The following is a 19,681-nucleotide window of genomic DNA, read 5'->3' as shown; positions in this document are numbered from 1 at the left end:
TCGTGGCAACCCCCTTCCCCCGCCCTGCCCACGTCCGAGCCCTCGCAGCGACCGATCTCGCGCGCCGGCTCGACGGCGTCACCCTGCGGACCGTCTCCGGCGCCCCCGCGTCGGACCCGGCGGTCCGCGGCGTCACCCTCGACTCGCGGTCGGTCCGCGACGGAGACCTGTATGCCGCCCTGCCCGGCGCCAACGTCCACGGCGCCAGGTTCGTGGCGCAGGCCCTCGCTGCCGGGGCGGTGGCGGTCCTGACCGACGACGCCGGGGCGACCCTGGTGGGCGACGAGCTCGGGCCGGCGACCGGTGACCTCCCGCTGCTGGTGAGCCCCGATCCGCGGGCGGCGCTGGGACGCGCGGCCGCCGAGGTCTACGCGCGACCGGACGGGACGCGGCTCGACGTCTACGGCATCACGGGCACCAACGGCAAGACCACCACGGCCTACCTGGTCGACGGCGGACTGCACGCCCTGGGCCGCCGCACCGGTCTCGTGGGCACCGTCGAGACCCGCATCGGCGACGAGCGGCTGCGCAGCACCCGGACGACCCCCGAGGCCAGCGACCTGCAGGCGCTGCTCGCCGTCATGGCCGAGCGCGGTGTCGAGCGCTGCACCATGGAGGTCTCGAGCCACGCCCTCGTCATGCACCGGGTCGACGGCGTCGTCTACGACGTCGCGGCCTTCACCAACCTCTCGCAGGACCACCTCGACTTCCACGGCACGATGGAGGACTACTTCGCCGCCAAGGCGTCGCTGTTCACCCCGGAGCGCTCCCGCCGTGGCGTGGTCGTCGTCGACGACGCGTGGGGCAGGCGCCTGGCCGAGCGGGCCACCGTCCCCGTGACCACGGTGTCGGCCACCGGGGCGGACGCCGACTGGCACGTGCGAGACCTCGGCGACCGTGCCTTCCTGCTCACCGACGGCGGCGGGACCAGCCTCGAGCTCGTCTGCCCGCTGCCCGGCGACTTCAACCAGGTCAACACCGCCGTGGCCGCGCTCCTGCTGCACCTCGGTGGCGAGGACCTGGCCGAGGCCGCGCGCGCCGTCTGCGAGGACCCCCACGTGCCCGGCCGGATGGAACGCGTCGAGACCGGCCGGCCCGACCAGCCCCTGGCGGTCGTCGACTTCGCCCACACCCCCGAGGCGGTGGGGGCGGCCCTGCGGGCGCTGCGTCCCCAGACCCGGGGCCGGCTCGTCGTCGTGCTCGGCGCGGGCGGTGACCGGGACCCCGGCAAGCGGCCGCACATGGGTGCCGCCGCGGCCGCCGTCGCCGACCTCGTCGTGGTGACCGACGACAACCCTCGCTCGGAGGACCCGGCCGCCATCCGCGGGGCGGTGGCCGGCGGCATCTCCGACGCGCTGCAGGACCGGGTGCGGGTCGTGGCGGGTCGCTCCACCGCGATCCGCGAGGCCGTGGCCGCCACGTCCGGCGCCGACGACACCGTCGTGGTGCTGGGCAAGGGACACGAGCAGGGCCAGGAGATCGCCGGGCTGACCCACCCCTTCGACGACCGCGAGGAGCTCGGCGACGCGCTGCGCGAGCGCCGCGCCGGCACTCACCCCAAGGAGCGTGCACCTCACGTGGAGCCTGAGACTTCGACCCCCGAGGAGGCCACGCCGTGAAGGCCGTCCTGATCGCTGCCGGCTTCTCGTTGCTGGTCGCCCTGCTGGGCACCCCCGCCTACATCAACTTCCTGGTGCGCAAGCACTACGGCCAGTTCGTGCGGGACGACGGCCCGACGAGCCACCACACCAAGCGCGGCACGCCGACCATGGGTGGTGCCGTCATCATCCTGGCCTCGCTCGGTGCCTACGCGATGGCCCACCTGCTCACCTGGTGGCCCCCGTCGGCGTCCGGCCTGCTGGTGATGTTCCTGATGGCGGGGCTGGGCCTCGTCGGGTTCCTCGACGACTACATCAAGATCTCCAAGCAGCGCAGCCTGGGCCTGCGCTCGTGGCAGAAGCTCGCCGGGCAGGGGATCGTCGGCCTGATCTTCTCCCTGCTCGTCCTGCAGTTCCAGAACTCCCGGGGCCTCACCCCCGCCTCCACCGTCATCTCCTCCGTGCGCGACACGAGTCTCGACCTCGACGTGAGCTCGACCCTGCCCTGGGTGGGCGTCGTCCTCTTCGTCCTGTGGGCCAACCTCATGATCGCGGGCACCAGCAACGGCGTGAACCTCACCGACGGGCTCGACGGGCTGGCCACCGGCGCGAGCACCATGGTCTTCGCCGCCTACGTCATCATCGGCACCTGGCAGACCAACCAGAGCTGCGCGATCACGTCCAGCGCGGGGTGCTACGAGGTGCGCGACCCCCGGGACCTCGCCGTCGTGGCGGCCTGCCTCATGGGGGCGTGCTTCGGGTTCCTGTGGTGGAACGGCTCGCCGGCCAAGATCTTCATGGGCGACACCGGCTCCCTGGCCCTCGGCGGCGCGCTCGCCGGCCTGGCCATCTGCACCCGCACCGAGCTGCTGGTGGTGGTCCTCGGTGGGCTCTTCGTCCTCGAGGCGCTGTCGGTGATCATCCAGGTCGGGTCGTTCAAGACCACCCGCAAGCGCGTGTTCCGCATGGCGCCGCTGCACCACCACTTCGAGCTGCTCGGCTGGGCCGAGATCACCGTGGTCATCAGGTTCTGGATCATCGCCGGGCTCTTCGTGGCGCTCGGCATCGGGTTGTTCTACGCGGAATGGGTCGTGGGAGCGTGACGGACGTGCCAGCCGGCCAGGGCCGACCCGACGAGGACCCTCGAGACATCGCCTACGAGCCGCGTCCCGGCCTCACCCACAAGGACGCCGACTGGGCGGGCCTGCGCGTGCTGGTCGTGGGCCTCGGCCGCTCCGGCTTCGCCGCCGCCGACGCGCTGCGCGAGCGGCTCGCCGTGGTCACGGCATACAGCCCCGACGTGACCCCGCAGATCGAGGAGCACGCCCGCATCCTCGACATCCTCGGCGTGGACGTCCGCCTCGGCGACGACGCGACCGACGAGATCCCCGAGGGCACCGAGCTGGTCGTGACCTCGCCGGGCGTGCCGCCGCACAACCCCCTGCTCGTGCGGGCCGCCGAGGCCGGCATCCCCGTGTGGGGCGAGGTCGAGCTGGCCTGGCGCATGCGCCCCCGCGAGGGTGCGGCGCCGTGGCTCGTGGTCACCGGCACCAACGGCAAGACCACGACGGTGACGATGCTCGAGTCGATCCTGAGGCACTCCGGCGCGCGGGCGGTCGCCGCCGGCAACGTCGGGACGCCGATCATGGAAGTGATGCTGGACCCGACCCCCTACGACGTCGTCGCGGTCGAGCTCAGCTCCTTCCAGCTGCACTGGCAGCGCTCCCTGTCGCCCCTGGCCTCCGCCTGCCTCAACGTCGCCCCCGACCACCTCGACTGGCACGGGTCCTACGACGACTACCTCCGCGCCAAGGGCAGCGTCTACGACAACACCCAGGTGGCCTGCGTCTACAACGTGCAGGACCCCCAGACCGAGCTGCTGGTGATGGAGGCCGAGGTCGTCGAGGGGTGCCGGGCGGTGGGCTTCACCATCGGCGTCCCCGCCCCCGGCATGGTGGGCCTGGTCGACGACGTCCTCGCCGACCGCGCGTTCGTCGAGCAGCGCCACTCCAGCGCGGCCGAGCTCGGCACCCTGGCGGACCTGCAGGGGGACGCGCCCGACGTCGCTCCGCACTACGTCGCCAACGCCCTCGCGGCGGCGGCGCTCGCCCGCGCCTTCGGCGTCGGTCCCATGGCCGTGCGCGACGGGCTGCGCGCCTACCGGCCCGAGGCGCACCGCATCGCCGAGGTCGCGACGGTGGACGGCGTCCGCTACGTCGACGACTCCAAGGCCACCAACCCGCACGCGGCGGCGGCCTCCCTGGCCGCCTTCCGGCGCGTCGTGTGGATCGCCGGCGGGCTGCTGAAGGGCGCCGACGTCGAGGACCTGGTCCGCTCCCGGGCCGACCGGCTGGCCGGCGTCGTGCTGATGGGGCGCGACCGGGCCCGCATCGCCGAGGCCCTGGCTCGACACGCGCCCGATGTGCCCGTGGTCGACGTGGACAGCACCGACACTGGTGCCATGGCACGCGTCGTCCGCGAGGCCACCACCCTGGCCCAGCCGGGCGACGTGGTGCTCCTCGCACCGGCGGCCGCCTCCATGGACATGTTCGACAACTACGGTGCCCGCGGCGACGCCTTCGCCGAGGCGGTGCGCCGGCTCGGAGGGAGCACCGTATGACGACCCGCCCCGGAGCCTCGCCGACGGGTGCGTCCCGCGCGCGACGCACGGGGCGCGAGACCCTGCCCGACCGGGTGGTGGACTTCCTCGACAGCATCGACACCCCGCTCACGACCTACTACCTGCTGGCATCGGTCACCGCGGCCCTCACGATCGTCGGGCTGGTCATGTACCTCTCGGCCTCGAGCATCCGCAGCTACGACCTGTTCCTGCGCCAGCTGCTCTTCGCCGGCATCGGCCTGGTCCTGTGCGTCGTCGCCTCACGCCTGCCGGTGCGGGTGTGGAAGCGGCTGGCCTGGCCGGGGATCCTGCTGTCCCTGGCCCTGCAGGCGCTGATCTTCGTGCCGGGGCTGGGCCAGGAGTTCCAGGGCAACCGCAACTGGATCCAGGTGGCGGGCGTCCAGCTGCAGCCGTCGGAGTTCGCCAAGATCGCGATCGTGGTCTTCGGCGCGGCGATCCTCGACCGCAAGAAGGACCGCCTCGGGCAGTTCTGGCACGCGGTCATCCCGCTGGGCCCGGCGGCGGTGCTGCTGCTCGGCCTGCAGCTCGCCGGCAACGACCTCGGGACCGGTCTGGTGCTGCTCGCCATCGTCGCGGGCATGCTCTTCGCGGCCGGGGTGTCGGCGCGGTTCTTCGGCTTCGCGGCGCTGCTGGGCGTGGCCGCCGTGGCGGTCATGACGCTGACCAGCCGCAACCGGCTGGGGCGCATCGACGCCTGGATCGGCGACGGCTGCGCCACCAACTTCGACCTGTGCCGCCAGGTGGTCAACGGCAAGTACGCCCTGGCCGAGGGTGGCTGGTGGGGCAAGGGGCTGGGGGAGAGCGCCGAGAAGTGGGGCTGGCTCTCCGAGTCCCGCAACGACTTCATCTTCGCCATCATCGGCGAGGAGCTCGGGCTGCCGGGCACCCTCACCGTCCTGCTGCTGCTCGCCCTGCTCGCCTACGCGTGCTACCGCCTGGTGTTCCGGTCGCAGGACTTCTTCGTCCGCATCGCCTCGGCCGGGGTCCTGACCTGGCTGGTGGTGCAGGCCAGCATCAACATCGGTGCCGTGACCGGGCTCCTGCCCGTCATCGGTGTCCCCCTCCCGCTCATCTCCGGCGGCGGCACCGCCCTGATCTCCACCCTCACGGCGCTGGGCATGCTCATGGCCTTCGCCCGCGAGGAGCCCGGCGCCCGCGAGGCCCGCAGCCTGCGCCGCTCCCGGCCCGCCCGCGACGACCGCCCTAGGATCGACCGATGACCGCGACCCCGGCACCGACCCCGACCCCGACCCCTCCCTCGGGCCGCCGAGCCGCCTCCGTGGTCCTTGCCGGCGGAGGCACGGCAGGGCACGTCTCGCCGCTCCTGGCGCTCGCGGACGAGCTCCGACGGCGCGACCCCGACGTGCGCGTCACGGTGCTCGGGACGGCCACCGGGCTCGAGACGCGGCTGGTCCCCCAGCGCGGCTACCCCCTGCGGACCATCCCCAAGGTCGCGTTCCCCCGCAAGCCCTCGGCGGCGCTGCTCCGGCTGCCGCAGTCCCTCAAGGCGGCGGTCGACGCGGCCGGCGCGATCCTCGACGAGGTCGACGCGGACGTGGTCGTCGGCTTCGGCGGCTACGTCTCGACCCCCGCCTACCTCGCAGCCCGGCGCCGGGGCCTGCCTATCGCCATCCACGAGCAGAACGTCCGCCCCGGCCTGGCCAACCGGCTCGGGGCCCGCCTCACGCGGTTCGTCGCGACGACCTTCGCCGCCACGCGGCTCCCCGGGGCCCGCCATCTCGGGATGCCGCTGCGCACCGAGATCTCTGGTCTCGACCGCCCCGCCCGGCGCGCCGAGGCGCTCGAGCACTTCGGCCTGGACGCGGACGGCGGTCCGGTCGTCCTCGTGACGGGCGGGTCGAGCGGCGCCAAGCGCCTCAACGACACCTTCGCCGCCCGCGTGCGCGAGCTGTCTGACGCGGGGATCCAGGTGCTGCACGTCACCGGGGCGGGCAAGACCTTCGAGCCGGCGGCCCTCGGCGACGGCGCGCCCTACGTCGTGCGCGAGTACTCCGACCGCATGGACCTGGCCTTCGCCGCCGCCGACCTCGTGGTCTCCCGGGCCGGCGCGGGCATGGTGTGCGAGCTGACGGCCGTGGGCCTGCCCGCGGTCTACGTCCCCCTGCCCATCGGCAACGGCGAGCAGCGCTTCAACGTCGCCGAGGTCGTGGCCGCCGGCGGCGGCCTGGTCGTGGACGACGCCGAGCTGCTCCCCGCCTGGGTCGACCGCGTCCTGGTGCCGCTGGTCCGGGACCGGGAGCGACTGGACCTGATGGCGACCGCCGCCTCCCAGGTCGGCACCCGCGACGGCGACCGCCGGCTCGCGGACCTGGTCGAAGAGGCGTTTGCCTCCACGTCACGAGAGGGTCGGTGACGTCGATGAGCGTCCACCAGGACCGGTTCGACTTCACGGCCCCCGTCGTCCCGATCTCTGAGCTGGGAAGCGTGCACGTGACCAACGTCGGGGGCGCGGGCATGTCGGCCGTGGCTCGGGTGCTCCTCGGCCGTGACGTGCCGGTGAGCGGGTCCGACCCCAAGGACCTGCCGGTGCTGGACGCGCTGCGCCAGGCGGGCGCCGACGTGCACGTGGGTGCCCGGCCCGAGTCCGTGGACCAGGTCGACACCGTCGTCGTGTCCTCGGCGACCCGAGAGACCGATCCCGAGCTGGCCCGCGCCCGTGGGCTGGGCAAGCGCGTCCTGCACCGGTCGCAGGCGCTGGCCAGCGCCGCCGACGCCCGTCGGGTGGTGGCCGTGGCCGGTGCCAACGGCAAGACGACGACGACGTCCATGCTCACCGCGCTGCTGATCGACGCGGGCGCCGACCCGTCCTTCGCCATCGGGGGCGAGCTGGCCGGGCTCGGCACCAACGCGCACGCCGGCGGGGGAGAGGCCTTCGTGATCGAGGCCGACGAGTCGGACGGCTCCTTCCTCGTCTACCACCCCGAGGTCGCGATCGTCACCAACGTGCAGCCCGACCACCTCGACCACTACGGCACCTTCGAGGCCGTCCAGGACGCCTACCTCGACTTCGCCCGCAGCATCCGCCCGGGCGGGCTGCTCGTGGCCTGCGCCGACGACGCCGGGTCGGCGGCGCTCGCCCGTCGCGCCTCCGACAGCGGGGTGCGCGTCCTCACCTACGGCACGGACGTGTCGGCCGACGTGCGGGTGCTCGGGCACGAGGTGGACGGCTTCCGCACCGTGGCCCGCGTCCTCGACGGCGACGAGGAGGTGCGGCTGGCGATCGCCATACCGGGCGCGCACAACGTCCTCAACGCCACGGCCGCGTATGCCGCCGCCCACCACGGCCTCGGGGTCGGGGCGGACCGCGCGGCCACCGGTCTCGGGGCCTACACCGGCACGCGGCGCCGGTTCGAGCTCAAGGGAGAGATCGGCGGCGTCACCGTGGTCGACGACTACGCGCACAACCCCGGCAAGGTCGCTGCCGTCGTCGGCACCGCCGCGGGGCTCGTGCAGCGACCCGCGCGGCTCGTCGTGGTCTTCCAGCCGCACCTGTACTCCCGGACCCAGGACTTCGCGGTCGAGCTCGCCGCGGGGCTACGCCCGGCGGACGTCGTCGTCGTCATGGACGTCTACGCCGCGCGCGAGGACCCCGTCGACGGGGTCTCCGGAGCCCTGGTCGCCGACGCGGTCCGGGACCTGGCGGCCCGCGACGGTGGCCCCTCCTGCGAGGTGCACTACGTCGCCGGGTGGCCCGAGGCGGCCCCGCTGGCCGCGGGACTCGCGCGGGCCGGTGACCTCGTCCTGACGGTCGGCGCGGGCGACGTGACGCAGCTGGGTCCGCAGATCCTCGCAGCCGTGGAGGAGGGCGTCCGCCGGTGAGGATCCGTCGTCCCGGCGGCCGCGGCGAGGGTGGGTCGTCGCGAGCCCGGTTCGAGGACCGGGCTCGCAGTGCCCGGCGTCTGCGCTGGCGTCCGATCCTGCTCACCCTCCTCGCCGCGGTACTGGTGGCCGGCCTCGTCTACGTCGTGTGGTTCAGCTCGGTGCTGGCCGTGCGCTCCGTCGTGGTCGAGGGCGTGCAGGGGTCGCAGGCCGAGGCCGTCCGCCGCGCCGCCGACGTGCCCCTCGGGGTCCCCCTCGCCCGGGTCGACCTCGAGGGCCCGGGGCAGCGGGTGACGCGCTCGCCCCTCTACGCCTCGGTCGACGTGGCCCGGCGGTGGCCGAGCACCGTCCTGGTGCGCGTGGAGCCTCGACGTCCGGTCCTCGCCCTCGACCGAGGGGGTGACGTCCAGCTGGTCGACGGCCAGGGCGTCGCCTACCTCACCGCTCCCGAGGCGCCCAAGGGTGTGCCGGTCGTGACCAGCCAGGGCGCAGCCACCCCCGAGGGTCTCAAGACGGCCATCTCGGTCCTGTCGGCCCTGCCGCCGGAGCTGCGCTCGACCGTGTCGGCCGTGCGGGTCGAGGGCCCCAGCATGGTGACCTTCCAGGCCGGCAAGACCAAGGTGCTGTGGGGAGACAGCACTGAACCTCAGCTGAAGGTCAAGGTGCTGTCGACCCTGCTGAAGGGCGCTCCTGCCACGGTCAACGTCAGCGCTCCGCACGCGCCTGCCACGACCTGACGCGATCGCTGGGCCATCGCTGGGCCATGCGGGTGGCAACACGCCTGGTCGAAGGTTGCTCCGTGCGACGGACAGGACGTACCTTTCTCTCGACGCTCTATAACAGAACCATAACCTTGCACTCAACCTTTAGGGTTAAGGGTTGGTTGCCCCCAGCAGGAGAGGCCCCACCGTGGCAGCACCACAGAACTACCTGGCCGTCATCAAGGTCGTCGGCATCGGCGGCGGCGGTGTCAACGCGATCAACCGCATGATCGAGGTCGGCCTCAAGGGGGTCGAGTTCATCGCGATCAACACCGACGCGCAGGCCCTCCTGATGAGCGACGCGGACGTCAAGCTCGACGTGGGGCGCGAGCTGACCCGCGGGCTGGGTGCCGGGGCGGACCCCGAGGTCGGCAAGAAGGCCGCCGAGGACCACGCCCAGGAGATCGAGGAGGTCATCCAGGGCGCCGACATGGTCTTCGTCACCGCAGGCGAGGGCGGCGGCACCGGCACCGGTGGCGCGCCCGTCGTCGCCAAGATCGCCCGCAACCTCGGTGCGCTCACCATCGGCGTCGTGACCCGTCCGTTCACCTTCGAGGGCCGTCGCCGCGCCAACCAGGCCGAGTCCGGCATCGGCAACCTCCGCGAGGAGGTCGACACCCTCATCGTCATCCCCAACGACCGCCTGCTGTCGATCAGCGACCGCAACGTCTCCATGCTCGACGCCTTCCGCAGCGCCGACCAGGTGCTGCTGTCGGGTGTCCAGGGCATCACCGACCTCATCACGACGCCGGGCCTGATCAACCTCGACTTCGCCGACGTCAAGTCCGTCATGCAGGGCGCCGGGTCGGCGCTCATGGGCATCGGCTCGGCCCGTGGCGAGGACCGCGCCGTCCAGGCGGCCGAGCTCGCGATCTCCTCGCCGCTGCTCGAGGCCAGCATCGACGGCGCCTACGGCGTCCTGCTGTCCATCCAGGGCGGCTCGGACCTCGGCCTGTTCGAGATCAACGAGGCGGCTCGCCTCGTGCAGGAGGCCGCGCACCCCGAGGCCAACATCATCTTCGGATCCGTCATCGACGACGCCCTCGGCGACGAGGTCCGCGTGACCGTCATCGCCGCCGGCTTCGACGGCGGCGACCCCCAGCCCCGCCGCGAGGAGCCGGCCCAGCGCCCCGCGCAGCAGCCCGCGCAGCAGCAGACCCAGCAGCGTCCGGCCCCGCAGCCGGTCCAGCAGCAGCGTCCCGTGCAGCAGCCGGTGCAGCAGCGTCCGGCGCCGCAGCAGCCGCAGCGGGCCCAGGGTCAGCAGCCCCAGCAGCCCCAGCAGTCCCAGCAGCAGGGTCAGCCCTCGCAGCAGCAGGCCCAGCCGGTCCAGCAGCAGGGACAGCCCCAGCAGCAGCCGCAGCAGGGCACGCCCGGGCAGGTCCGCCCGGCCGAGCAGCAGCAGGGCGAGCAGCAGCCCCAGCAGCGCCCCCCGCGCCAGGTGACCTACGACGACGCCGCCGACCTGGACGTCCCGGACTTCCTGAAGTAGGGAGGGACTCGGCCCGTGAGCCTCCTCACGGAGCCGGCGCCCCGATCCACGTGAGGCCCCCGCCGACCCGGCGGGGGCCTCGCGTGCCGCTACCCTCGTGGGGTGTTCGCCCACCAGCAGCAGGACGGGCCCGTGTGGCGGGCCTTCACCGACGCCCATGACGGCGTGAGCGACGCGCCGTACACCGCCGGCCGCGACGCCGCCGGAGGCCTCAACCTCGGCAGCCACGTCGGCGACGACCCCACCGCCGTGAGGTCCAACCGGCGCCGGGTCGCCGAGGCGGCTGGGGTCGCTCCGGAGGCGCTGGTCCTCGTCGACCAGGTGCACGGCGCCGAGGTCGTCCAGGTCGACGGACCCTGCCACGGGTCGGCCGGTGAGGCCGACGCGATGGTGACCTCCCGGGCTGGACTGGCCCTGGCCGTGCTCGTGGCCGACTGCACGCCGGTGCTGCTCGCCGATCCGGTGGCGGGTGTCGTGGGGGCCGCCCACGCCGGACGTCCCGGGATGCTGGCCGGTGTGGTGCCCGCGACGGTGGCCGCGATGCGCGACCTCGGGGCGCGCACCATCAGCGCGGTGGTGGGCCCGTCGGTCTGCGGTCGCTGCTACGAGGTGCCCGCCGAGATGCAGCAGGCGGCCGCGAGGGTCGTCCCGGAGGTGCTGGCCCGCACCTGGGCCGGGACCCCATCGATCGACGTGGCCACCGGCGTCGTGACCCAGCTCGCCGGGCTGGGGGTCGCCGTGACGTGGGTTCCCGGCTGCACCTACGAGGACGCCCGCTTCTACTCCTACCGCCGCTCCGGCACGACCGGACGGTTCGGGGGAGTCGTGCTGCGACGCGAGGTGGCCTGATGACGGACGCACGCTCGGTCGAGCTCCGCGACGCCCTTGCCCGCGTCGAGGAGCGGATCGTCGCCGCCTGCTCCGCGTCCGGCCGTGACCGGGGCGACGTGCAGCTCGTGGTCGTCACGAAGTTCTTCCCCGTCGAGGACGTCCGCCGCCTGCTCGCGCTGGGCGTGACAGACGTCGCGGAGAACAAGGCGCAGGAGGCCTCCGCCAAGCTGGAGAGGCTGACCGCTGACGAGCGTGCCGCCCTCACCGTGCACTTCGTCGGTCAGCTGCAGACCAACAAGGCCCGTCAGGTGGCCGCCTGGGCCGACGTCGTCCACACCGTCGACCGGGCCCGTCTCGTCGCGGCCCTCGACCGGGGAGCCGAGCAGGCCGGGCGCGACCTGGACGTGCTGCTGCAGGTGGATCTGGACGCGCCAGGGGAGGCCGACGAGCAGGGCCACGCCGATGGCGGCCACCGCGCCTCGGGGTCCCGCGGCGGGGCGCCGGCGGACGGCATACCGGCCCTCGCCGACGAGGTCGGCCGGGCGGAGCACCTCGAGCTGCGTGGCGTGATGGCCGTCGCACCTCGCGGCGGAGACCCGGAGCGGGCCTTCGCCGCCCTGGCCCGGGTCGCCGACGGGGTGCGGTCCGCGCATCCTCGTGCGACCCTGGTGTCCGCCGGGATGAGCGGCGACCTCGAGCAGGCCGTCGCCCACGGAGCGACACACCTGCGTGTCGGGTCGGCAATCCTCGGGCCCCGCCCGGCGCCCCGGTAGCGTTCGGCACGACGTGACCGACGACTGAGCAGGAGATGCGCGATGGCTGGGGCGCTGCGCAAGACCATGGTCTACCTCGGACTTGCCGAGGACGACGACTACGACACCTACGACCGCCAGGAGGCCGGGGCCCGCGACTCGCGCCCGGCCGAGGCGCACAAGCCCGAGCCGGCCCGCCGGGAGCCGCACCTCGTCGAGGCCCGCTCCGACGCGCGGTCCGACGACCGTGCGGGCGCGACGGCGGTCCGCGAGGAGCACCGCGCCTCCGTCGCCCACCTGCCCCAGCGCACCCCCGTGGCGCGCGTCGTCCGCGACCCGGAGGTCGGCCCGATGAACCGCATCACGACGATCCACCCCCGCACCTACAACGAGGCCAAGACCATCGGCGAGTCCTTCCGCGAGGGCACGCCGGTCATCATGAACCTCGGTGACATGGCCGACGACGACGCCAAGCGCCTCGTCGACTTCGCCGCCGGCCTGGTCTTCGGTCTCAACGGAGCCATCGAGCGGGTCACGAGCAAGGTCTTCCTGCTCACCCCGCAGCACGTCGAGGTCTCCTCCGAGGAGTCCGAGGCGCCGCAGTCGACGCGCGGCTTCTTCAACCAGAGCTGAGCCACCCGCACCGCCCGGCCCCAGCCGGGCGAAGGCGCAGGCCCCCGGGAACGCCACGGGGTCCTGCGCCGTTGTGCTGGACGGCGACCCGCACCCGACGACGACCGCCCCGGACACCCGGGTCGGTGGCAAAGGACCTCCGTAGACATGAGCATCCGTGGCCTGCTGCTGAACCTCCTGTGGCTCTACTGGCTGGTGCTGATGGCCCGGCTGGTCCTCAGCTATGTCGTGATGCTGGCGCGCGACTGGCGACCCCGCGGGGTGGTGCTCGTCCTGGTCGAGGGGGTCTACTCCCTCACCGACCCGCCGTTGCGGGCCCTGCGCCGGGTGATCCCGCCCCTGCGCCTGGGAGGCATCGCCCTCGACCTGGCCTTCATGGTGCTGTTCCTCATCGTGATCGTCCTCATGCAGGTCGTGGCCAGGGTGTAGGTTTTCCGACGAATGGCCCCGGGGACCTTGGTGGTTCCGGGCCCGACCGCATGACGAACGAAGAGGTGGACACATGGCGCTCACGCCTGATGACGTGCTCAAGAAGAGCTTTGGGGCGACCCAGTTCCGACGGGGCTACGACGAGCGCGAGGTCGACGACTTCCTCGACGAGGTGGTCAGCGAGCTGCGTGACCTGATCGCCGAGCGCGACGACTACAAGCGCAAGTACGAGGAGACGGCCCGAAGCAAGGGCCAGACCCCGGTGCCGGCCAAGGGCCGGGCCGCTGCGGCACCCTCCGCCGAGCTCGACAAGCTCCGCGCCGAGGTCGCCGCCGCCAACAAGCGCGCCGACGACGCGACCCGCCAGTCCACGGCGGACGGTGGCGCGACCAGCGCCGCCGCCCGCACCGAGGTCACCCAGCTGCGCCAGCGGCTCCAGGCCGTCGAGAAGGACCTCGAGTCGACCCGCACCGAGCTGACCAAGGCACGGTCGGCCGCCCAGCAGGCCCAGCAGGCCCAGCAGGCGAAGGCTCCGGAGAAGTCCGGCGACGCCGACGAGGCCGCGGGCCTCATCGCCCTGGCCCAGCGCCTGCACGACGAGCACGTCGCCAAGGGCAAGGCGGAGCACGAGCGGCTCCTGACCGAGGCGCGCCAGCAGCGCGAGACGCTGATCAGCGAGGGCACCCGCAAGCGCGAGGAGCTCGTCACCACGGCTCAGCGCCGGCACGACGAGCTGGTGGCCGAGGGCCAGGAGCGCCACAAGAAGCTCATCGCGGACGGCACCACGCAGCACGAGACGATGATCGGCGAGGCGACCAAGCAGCGGGAGAGCATCCTCGCGACCCTGGTCACCGAGAAGGCCACGCTCGAGCAGGCCGTCGCCTCCCTGCGGGCCTACGAGGTCTCCTACCGCGACAGCATCAAGACCTTCCTCACGACTCAGCTGCAGGAGGTGGAGCAGGCCCGCCTCGCTCCGGAGCAGCAGCAGCCTCCGCAGCAGCGCTGAGACAACGAGGCACGTCTGTCGCACAGGGGGTCGAACGGCTACCCTGTGCAGACCTCGCACGCCGTTGGCGTGACGAGTCGGTCGGCGCCGGGGGGCGTCGACCTCACCACGAGCAAGTGAGGGCATCATGGCTGGCAAGTCCGGAGGGCAGTCGACGACCGCGACCTCGACCAAGGGCACCGCTGACGACGCCACCTGGTCGACGGCCGAGGTGGCGGAGCTGCGCGAGACCCTGCAGGGTGAGATCGACCGGTTGACGCGGGAGCTCGCCGAGGCCCAGACCGATCTGGTCGACCTGGTGCAGGACACCCAGGACATCGTGGGTGACGACCAGGCCGACGTGGGGTCCAAGGCGATCGAGCGTGAGCACGAGGCCGCGATGGCGGCCAACACGCGCGACGTCCTCGCGCAGTACCAGCACGCGCTCGAGCGCGTGGACGCGGACCTGCAGGGCGTGTGCGAGAGCTGCGGCGGGGTCATCCCCAAGCTGAGGGTCCAGGCCTTCCCGCGCGCCACGCTGTGCGTGGCGTGCAAGTCCGCGCAGAAGCGGTGACCTCACCCGTCGACGACGACGCACGCGACGCCGGGGCGACCCGTGCGTCGCGGCGCCGTGTCTGGCCCCTGCTCGTCCTGCTGGCCGTCCTGACCTTCGCCGCCGACCAGGCGAGCAAGGTCTGGGCGCTGGGCGCGCTCGTGCCGGGCGCGCCGCGCGACCTGCTGGGGTCGTTCCTGCGGCTCAACCTCATCTTCAACTCCGGCGCGGCGTTCTCGCTCGGCGCCGGGACGACCTGGCTGCTGACCATCGTCGCGGTGGTCATCGGGGTGCTGGTCGCCTGGCACGCCCGCCGCATCGTCAGCGTGCCGTGGGCCGTCGCGGGGGGCCTGGTGCTGGGCGGCCTGCTCGGCAACCTCTACGACCGGCTGTTCCGGCCCCCGTCCTTCGGCCAGGGCCACGTCGTGGACTTCCTCGACTACAACGGGTTCTTCATCGGCAACGTCGCGGACATCGCGATCGTCGCCGCAGCGATCCTCGTCGCGCTGCTGTCCTTCCTCGGGATCTCCTACGACGGCACCCGGGCCACCGACCACGCCCCGTCCGAGGAGGACACCCATGCCTGACGTCCGGATGCTGCCCGTCCCCGACGGCCTCGAGGGCGAGCGCGTCGACGCCGCCGTCTCCCGCCTCTTCGGGGTGTCCCGCACCAAGGCGGCCGAGCTCGCCGCGGACGGCCACATCCAGCTCGACGGCCGCGCCGCGGGCAAGTCCGACCGGGTCACCGCCGGGGCCTGGCTCGAGGCCACCCTCCCCGACCCGGTGTCCGAGGACGCGCCGGCCGTCGTGCCGCGCGAGGTCCCGGGCCTCGCGATCATCCACGACGACACCGAGATCGTCGTCGTGGACAAGCCCGCCGGCTGCGCCGCGCACCCGAGCGTCGGCTGGGACGGTCCGGACGTCGTGTCCGGGCTCGCCGCCGAGGGCTACCGCATCTCGACGTCGGGCGCGGCCGAGCGCCAGGGCATCGTGCAGCGCCTCGACGTGGGCACCACCGGCCTGATGGTGGTGGCCAAGTCCGAGCGGGCCTACACCGTGCTCAAGCAGGCCTTCCGCGACCGGACGGTCTCCAAGACCTACCACGCGGTCGTGCAGGGCCTGCCGGACCCCATGGTCGGCACCATCGAGGCGCCCATCGGCCGGCACCCCAACCACGACTGGAAGTTCGCGGTCCGCCAGGAGGGCCGCCACTCGGTGACCCACTACGAGGTGCTCGAGGCCTTCCGCCACGCGTCGCTGCTCGAGATCCACCTCGAGACCGGACGCACGCACCAGATCCGCGTCCACTTCAGCGCCCTGCACCACCCCTGCGTCGGCGACCCCCTCTACGGCTCCGACCCGGTCCTGGCCCGGCGCGTCGGCCTGGACCGGCAGTGGCTGCACGCCCGCGAGCTGGGCTTCACCCACCCCGGCAGCGGCGAGTGGGTCACCTACCAGAGCCCCTACCCGGCCGACCTGCAGCGGTCGCTGGACCTGCTCCGCGAGGGCTGACCGAGACGCCTGACGGCGGCCCGTCGAGGCGGCGGGACGGCATACGGGATGTCCGGGAGGGGTCTGTCGGACCGCGGGCATAGACTGCCGCCGATGTCCTCGCCAGCAGCCTCCAGCAAGTCCTTCGTGCACCTGCACAACCACACCGAGTACTCCATGCTCGACGGTGCCGCCCGCATCGACGACCTCTTCGCCCGGTCCGCCGAGATGGGGATGCCGGCGGTCGCGACCACCGACCACGGCTTCATCTTCGGGGCCTACGAGTTCTGGAAGAAGTCGACCCGGCACGGGGTCAAGCCGATCGTCGGGATCGAGGCTTACCTCACGCCGGGGACGCACCGCACCGACAAGACGCGGGTGAGGTTCGGCGACGGCGGTCGCGACGACGTCTCGGGCTCCGGCGCCTACACCCACATGACGATGTGGGCGCGCAACAACGAGGGCATGCACAACCTCTTCCGGCTGTGCTCGCTGGCCAGCCTCGAGGGCTACTACTTCAAGCCGCGCATGGACCGCGAGCTGCTCCAGACCTATGGCAAGGGCCTGATCGCCACGACCGGCTGCCCCTCGGGCGAGGTCCAGACCCGGCTGCGCCTCGGGCAGTACGCCGAGGCCCGCCAGGCGGCCAGCGACTACCGCGACATCTTCGGCGCCGAGAACTTCTTCTGCGAGCTGATGGACCACGGCCTGGACATCGAGCGGCGTGTCCACAAGGACCTGCTGCGCCTGGCCAAGGAGCTCGACCTGCCGCTGGTCGCCACCAACGACCTCCACTACACCGACGCCGCGGACGCCAAGGCCCACGCCGCCCTGCTGTGCGTGCAGTCCGGCTCGACGCTGATGGACCCCAACCGGTTCAAGTTCGACGCCGACGACTTCTACCTCAAGAGCCCCGAGGAGATGCGCCACCTGTGGCGCGAGCTGCCCGAGGCCTGCGACAACACCCTGCTCATCGCCGACATGTGCGACATCTCGTTCAGCGAGGGCGAGGGGCAGTACATGCCCCGCTTCCCCTGCCCCGAGGGCGAGGACGAGACCAGCTGGTTCGTCAAGGAGGTCGAGCGCGGCCTGCACGCCCGCTTCCCCGAGGGCATCCCGGACTACGCCCGCAAGCAGGCGGCCTTCGAGACCGAGGTCATCGTCGGCAAGGGCTACCCCGGCTACTTCCTCGTCGTCGCCGACTTCATCAACTGGGCCAAGGAGAACGGCATCCGGGTGGGACCGGGCCGTGGCTCCGGTGCCGGCTCGATGTGCGCCTATGCCATGCGCATCACCGACCTCGACCCGGTGCCGCACGGTCTGATCTTCGAGCGCTTCCTCAACCCCGAGCGCCAGTCGATGCCCGACTTCGACGTGGACTTCGACGAGCGCCGCCGCGGCGAGGTCATCAAGTACGTCACGGAGAAGTACGGCGAGGAGCGCGTCGCCCAGATCGTCACCTACGGCACGATCAAGGCCAAGCAGGCCGTCAAGGACGCCGGACGCGTTCTCGGCCACCCCTTCGCCGTCGGCGAGAAGCTCACCAAGGCCATGCCGCCGGACGTCATGGGCAAGGGCATCCCGCTGTCGGGGATCTTCGACCCCGCGCACAAGCGGTATGCCGAGGCCGCGGACTTCCGCGCGATGCACGACTCCGACCCCGTGGCCCAGGAGGTCGTCGCCACCGCGCGCGGCCTCGAGGGGCTGAAGCGCCAGTGGGGCGTGCACGCCGCCGGCGTCATCATGTCCAGCGAGCCGCTGATCGACCTGATCCCCATCATGCGCCGCGAGGCGGACGGGCAGATCATCACGCAGTTCGACTACCCGAGCTGCGAGACGCTCGGCCTGGTCAAGATGGACTTCCTCGGCCTGCGCAACCTGACGATCCTCGACGACGCCATCAAGAACGTCGAGATGAACCGCGGCGAGACCATCGACCTGGACGGCCTGTCCAAGGACATGACCGACCCGGCGACCTATGACCTGCTGGCCCGCGGCGACACCCTCGGCGTCTTCCAGCTCGACGGCGGCGGCATGCGCTCGCTGCTGCGGCTCATGCAGCCGGACAACTTCGAGGACATCTCCGCCGCCCTCGCGCTCTACCGCCCCGGCCCGATGGGCGCCAACGCGCACACCAACTTCGCCCTGCGCAAGAACGGCAAGCAGGAGGTGGACTACATCCACCCCGAGCTGACCGAGGCGCTCGAGCCCATCCTGTCCATGACCTACGGCCTGATCATCTATCAGGAGCAGGTCATGGAGATCGCGCAGAAGCTCGCCGGCTACACGCTCGGCAACGCCGACCTGCTGCGCCGCGCCATGGGCAAGAAGAAGAAGGAGGTGCTGGACGCCGAGTTCGCCAACTTCGAGCAGGGCATGCTCGACAACGGCTTCTCCAAGGACGCGGTCGCCAAGCTGTGGAGCATCCTGCTCCCGTTCTCCGACTACGCGTTCAACAAGGCCCACACCGCGGCCTACGGCGTCGTGTCCTACTGGACGGGCTACCTCAAGGCCAACTACCGCGCCGAGTACATGGCGGCCCTGCTCACCAGCGTGCGCGACGACAAGGACAAGTCCGCGCTCTACCTCAACGAGTGCCGGCACATGGGCATCAAGGTGCTGCCGCCGGACGTCAACGACTCCATCGGCTACTTCGCCGCCGTCGGCGAGGACATCCGTTTCGGCCTGGAGGCGGTCCGCAACGTCGGCGCCAACGTCGTGGTCGAGATCATCAAGGCCCGCGAGGACAAGGGCGCCTTCACCTCGTTCAAGGACTTCCTGCACAAGGTGCCGGCGGTCGTGTGCAACAAGCGCACCATCGAGTCCCTGGTCAAGGCCGGTGCGTTCGACTCCCTCGGGGAGTCCCGCCGCGGCCTCGCCGAGGTGCACGAGCCGTATGTCGAGGCCCTGGTGGACGTCAAGCGGCGCGAGGCGGCCGGCCAGGACTCGTTGTTCGCGGCGTTCGCCATGGCGGACGACGACGACGCGGGTGGCGCCGACGCGTTCGCCGGCATGCCGCCGGTCCCGACGCACTCGTGGGACAAGCAGGTGACGCTGCAGTACGAGCGCGAGATGCTCGGGCTCTACGTCTCCGACCACCCGCTCTTCGGGATCGAGCACATCCTGCACCAGGCGGCGGACACGTCCATCGCGTCGCTGAACGGCGAGGACGGCAAGCCGGACGGGGCGACCGTGACGATCGCGGGTCTGATCACCGGCCTGCAGCTCAAGCGCACCAAGAAGGGCGACCTGTGGGCCATCGCCACGGTCGAGGACCTCGACGGCGCCGTGGAGTGCCTGTTCTTCCCGTCGACCTACATGACCGTCGCCACGATGCTGTCGCCGGACACCGTCGTGGTCGTGCGCGGGCGGGTCAACAAGCGGGACGAGTCGACCTCCATCTATGCGCAGGACCTGACGCTCCCGGACCTGCACGAGGGTCCGCGCGGGCCGGTGGTGCTCAACCTGCCGATGACGCGGGCGACCAACGGCATGGCCGAGGCGCTCAAGGACGTCCTGCTCAACCACCCGGGCACGACCGAGGTGCACGTCAAGCTCACCCAGCCGGGGCGGTCCGTGCTGATGCGGCTGGAGGACAACTTCCGCGTGGACGCGACGTCGGCGCTGTTCGGTGACCTCAAGGCGCTGCTGGGGCCGGCCTGCCTGGCCAACGGCTGA

The 19,681-nt window shown here is 72.3% G+C and carries 17 protein-coding genes; all 17 read left to right on the top strand.

Going from position 1 to position 19,681, the window contains the following annotated elements; translation table 11 throughout:
* The first annotated feature begins 2 nt into the window (after positions 1-2).
* The gene (locus K313_RS0109705) at positions 3-1,619 is read left to right on the top strand and encodes a UDP-N-acetylmuramoyl-L-alanyl-D-glutamate--2,6-diaminopimelate ligase (protein ID WP_029211446.1); all 1,617 of its coding nucleotides are present in this window, start codon (positions 3-5) and stop codon (positions 1,617-1,619) included.
* The gene (mraY, locus tag K313_RS0109700) at positions 1,616-2,701 is read left to right on the top strand and encodes a phospho-N-acetylmuramoyl-pentapeptide-transferase (RefSeq protein ID WP_029211445.1); all 1,086 of its coding nucleotides are present in this window, start codon (positions 1,616-1,618) and stop codon (positions 2,699-2,701) included. Before K313_RS0109705 ends, mraY begins: the two co-directional genes overlap by 4 nt.
* Before the next feature lie 5 nt (positions 2,702-2,706).
* On the top strand, positions 2,707-4,218 hold the full coding sequence (gene murD, locus K313_RS0109695) for a UDP-N-acetylmuramoyl-L-alanine--D-glutamate ligase (RefSeq protein ID WP_376786863.1): 1,512 nt from the start codon (positions 2,707-2,709) through the stop codon (positions 4,216-4,218).
* Positions 4,215-5,459: a peptidoglycan glycosyltransferase FtsW gene (locus K313_RS0109690; protein ID WP_029211443.1), complete on the top strand. Its 1,245-nt coding sequence runs from the start codon at positions 4,215-4,217 to the stop codon at positions 5,457-5,459. The genes murD and K313_RS0109690 overlap by 4 nt, the downstream gene beginning before the upstream one ends.
* A complete protein-coding gene (gene murG, locus K313_RS0109685; protein WP_029211442.1) occupies positions 5,456-6,613 on the top strand; it encodes an undecaprenyldiphospho-muramoylpentapeptide beta-N-acetylglucosaminyltransferase in 1,158 nt (385 codons plus the stop codon). The genes K313_RS0109690 and murG overlap by 4 nt, the downstream gene beginning before the upstream one ends.
* 5 nt (positions 6,614-6,618) lie before the next feature.
* Positions 6,619-8,079, top strand: coding sequence for a UDP-N-acetylmuramate--L-alanine ligase (murC, locus tag K313_RS0109680; RefSeq protein ID WP_029211441.1), 1,461 nt, complete (start codon positions 6,619-6,621; stop codon positions 8,077-8,079).
* Positions 8,076-8,816: a cell division protein FtsQ/DivIB gene (locus K313_RS0109675; protein ID WP_029211440.1), complete on the top strand. Its 741-nt coding sequence runs from the start codon at positions 8,076-8,078 to the stop codon at positions 8,814-8,816. Before murC ends, K313_RS0109675 begins: the two co-directional genes overlap by 4 nt.
* Before the next feature lie 172 nt (positions 8,817-8,988).
* Entirely contained in the window at positions 8,989-10,329 is a 1,341-nt protein-coding gene (gene ftsZ / locus K313_RS0109670) for a cell division protein FtsZ (protein ID WP_029211439.1), read from the top strand.
* A 102-nt stretch (positions 10,330-10,431) separates the two neighbouring features.
* Positions 10,432-11,178, top strand: coding sequence for a peptidoglycan editing factor PgeF (gene pgeF, locus K313_RS0109665; RefSeq protein ID WP_029211438.1), 747 nt, complete (start codon positions 10,432-10,434; stop codon positions 11,176-11,178).
* Positions 11,178-11,933 carry a YggS family pyridoxal phosphate-dependent enzyme gene (locus K313_RS0109660; RefSeq protein WP_019287196.1) on the top strand — a complete coding sequence of 252 codons (756 nt, stop codon included), beginning with the start codon at positions 11,178-11,180 and terminating at the stop codon, positions 11,931-11,933. Before pgeF ends, K313_RS0109660 begins: the two co-directional genes overlap by 1 nt.
* Positions 11,934-11,975: 42 nt before the next feature.
* Positions 11,976-12,545: a cell division protein SepF gene (locus tag K313_RS0109655; protein WP_019287197.1), complete on the top strand. Its 570-nt coding sequence runs from the start codon at positions 11,976-11,978 to the stop codon at positions 12,543-12,545.
* 147 nt (positions 12,546-12,692) lie between these two features.
* Positions 12,693-12,974, top strand: coding sequence for a YggT family protein (locus K313_RS0109650; protein ID WP_019287198.1), 282 nt, complete (start codon positions 12,693-12,695; stop codon positions 12,972-12,974).
* Positions 12,975-13,047: 73 nt separating this feature from the next.
* Positions 13,048-13,980, top strand: coding sequence for a DivIVA domain-containing protein (locus tag K313_RS0109645; protein WP_019287199.1), 933 nt, complete (start codon positions 13,048-13,050; stop codon positions 13,978-13,980).
* A gap of 127 nt (positions 13,981-14,107) precedes the next feature.
* Entirely contained in the window at positions 14,108-14,533 is a 426-nt protein-coding gene (locus tag K313_RS0109640; protein ID WP_019287200.1) for a TraR/DksA family transcriptional regulator, read from the top strand.
* Positions 14,530-15,099, top strand: a complete 570-nt coding sequence (lspA, locus tag K313_RS0109635) for a signal peptidase II (RefSeq protein ID WP_019287201.1) — start codon at positions 14,530-14,532, stop codon at positions 15,097-15,099. The genes K313_RS0109640 and lspA overlap by 4 nt, the downstream gene beginning before the upstream one ends.
* Positions 15,092-16,024: an RluA family pseudouridine synthase gene (locus K313_RS0109630; RefSeq protein ID WP_029211437.1), complete on the top strand. Its 933-nt coding sequence runs from the start codon at positions 15,092-15,094 to the stop codon at positions 16,022-16,024. Before lspA ends, K313_RS0109630 begins: the two co-directional genes overlap by 8 nt.
* Positions 16,025-16,117: 93 nt before the next feature.
* On the top strand, positions 16,118-19,681 hold the full coding sequence (gene dnaE, locus K313_RS0109625; protein ID WP_029211436.1) for a DNA polymerase III subunit alpha: 3,564 nt from the start codon (positions 16,118-16,120) through the stop codon (positions 19,679-19,681).

It is taken from the genome of Arsenicicoccus bolidensis DSM 15745 (assembly GCF_000426385.1).
Lineage (GTDB): Bacteria > Actinomycetota > Actinomycetes > Actinomycetales > Dermatophilaceae > Arsenicicoccus > Arsenicicoccus bolidensis.
The sequence above is the reverse complement of the archived record's forward strand: the minus strand, read 5'-3'. Positions and strand labels throughout refer to the sequence as shown.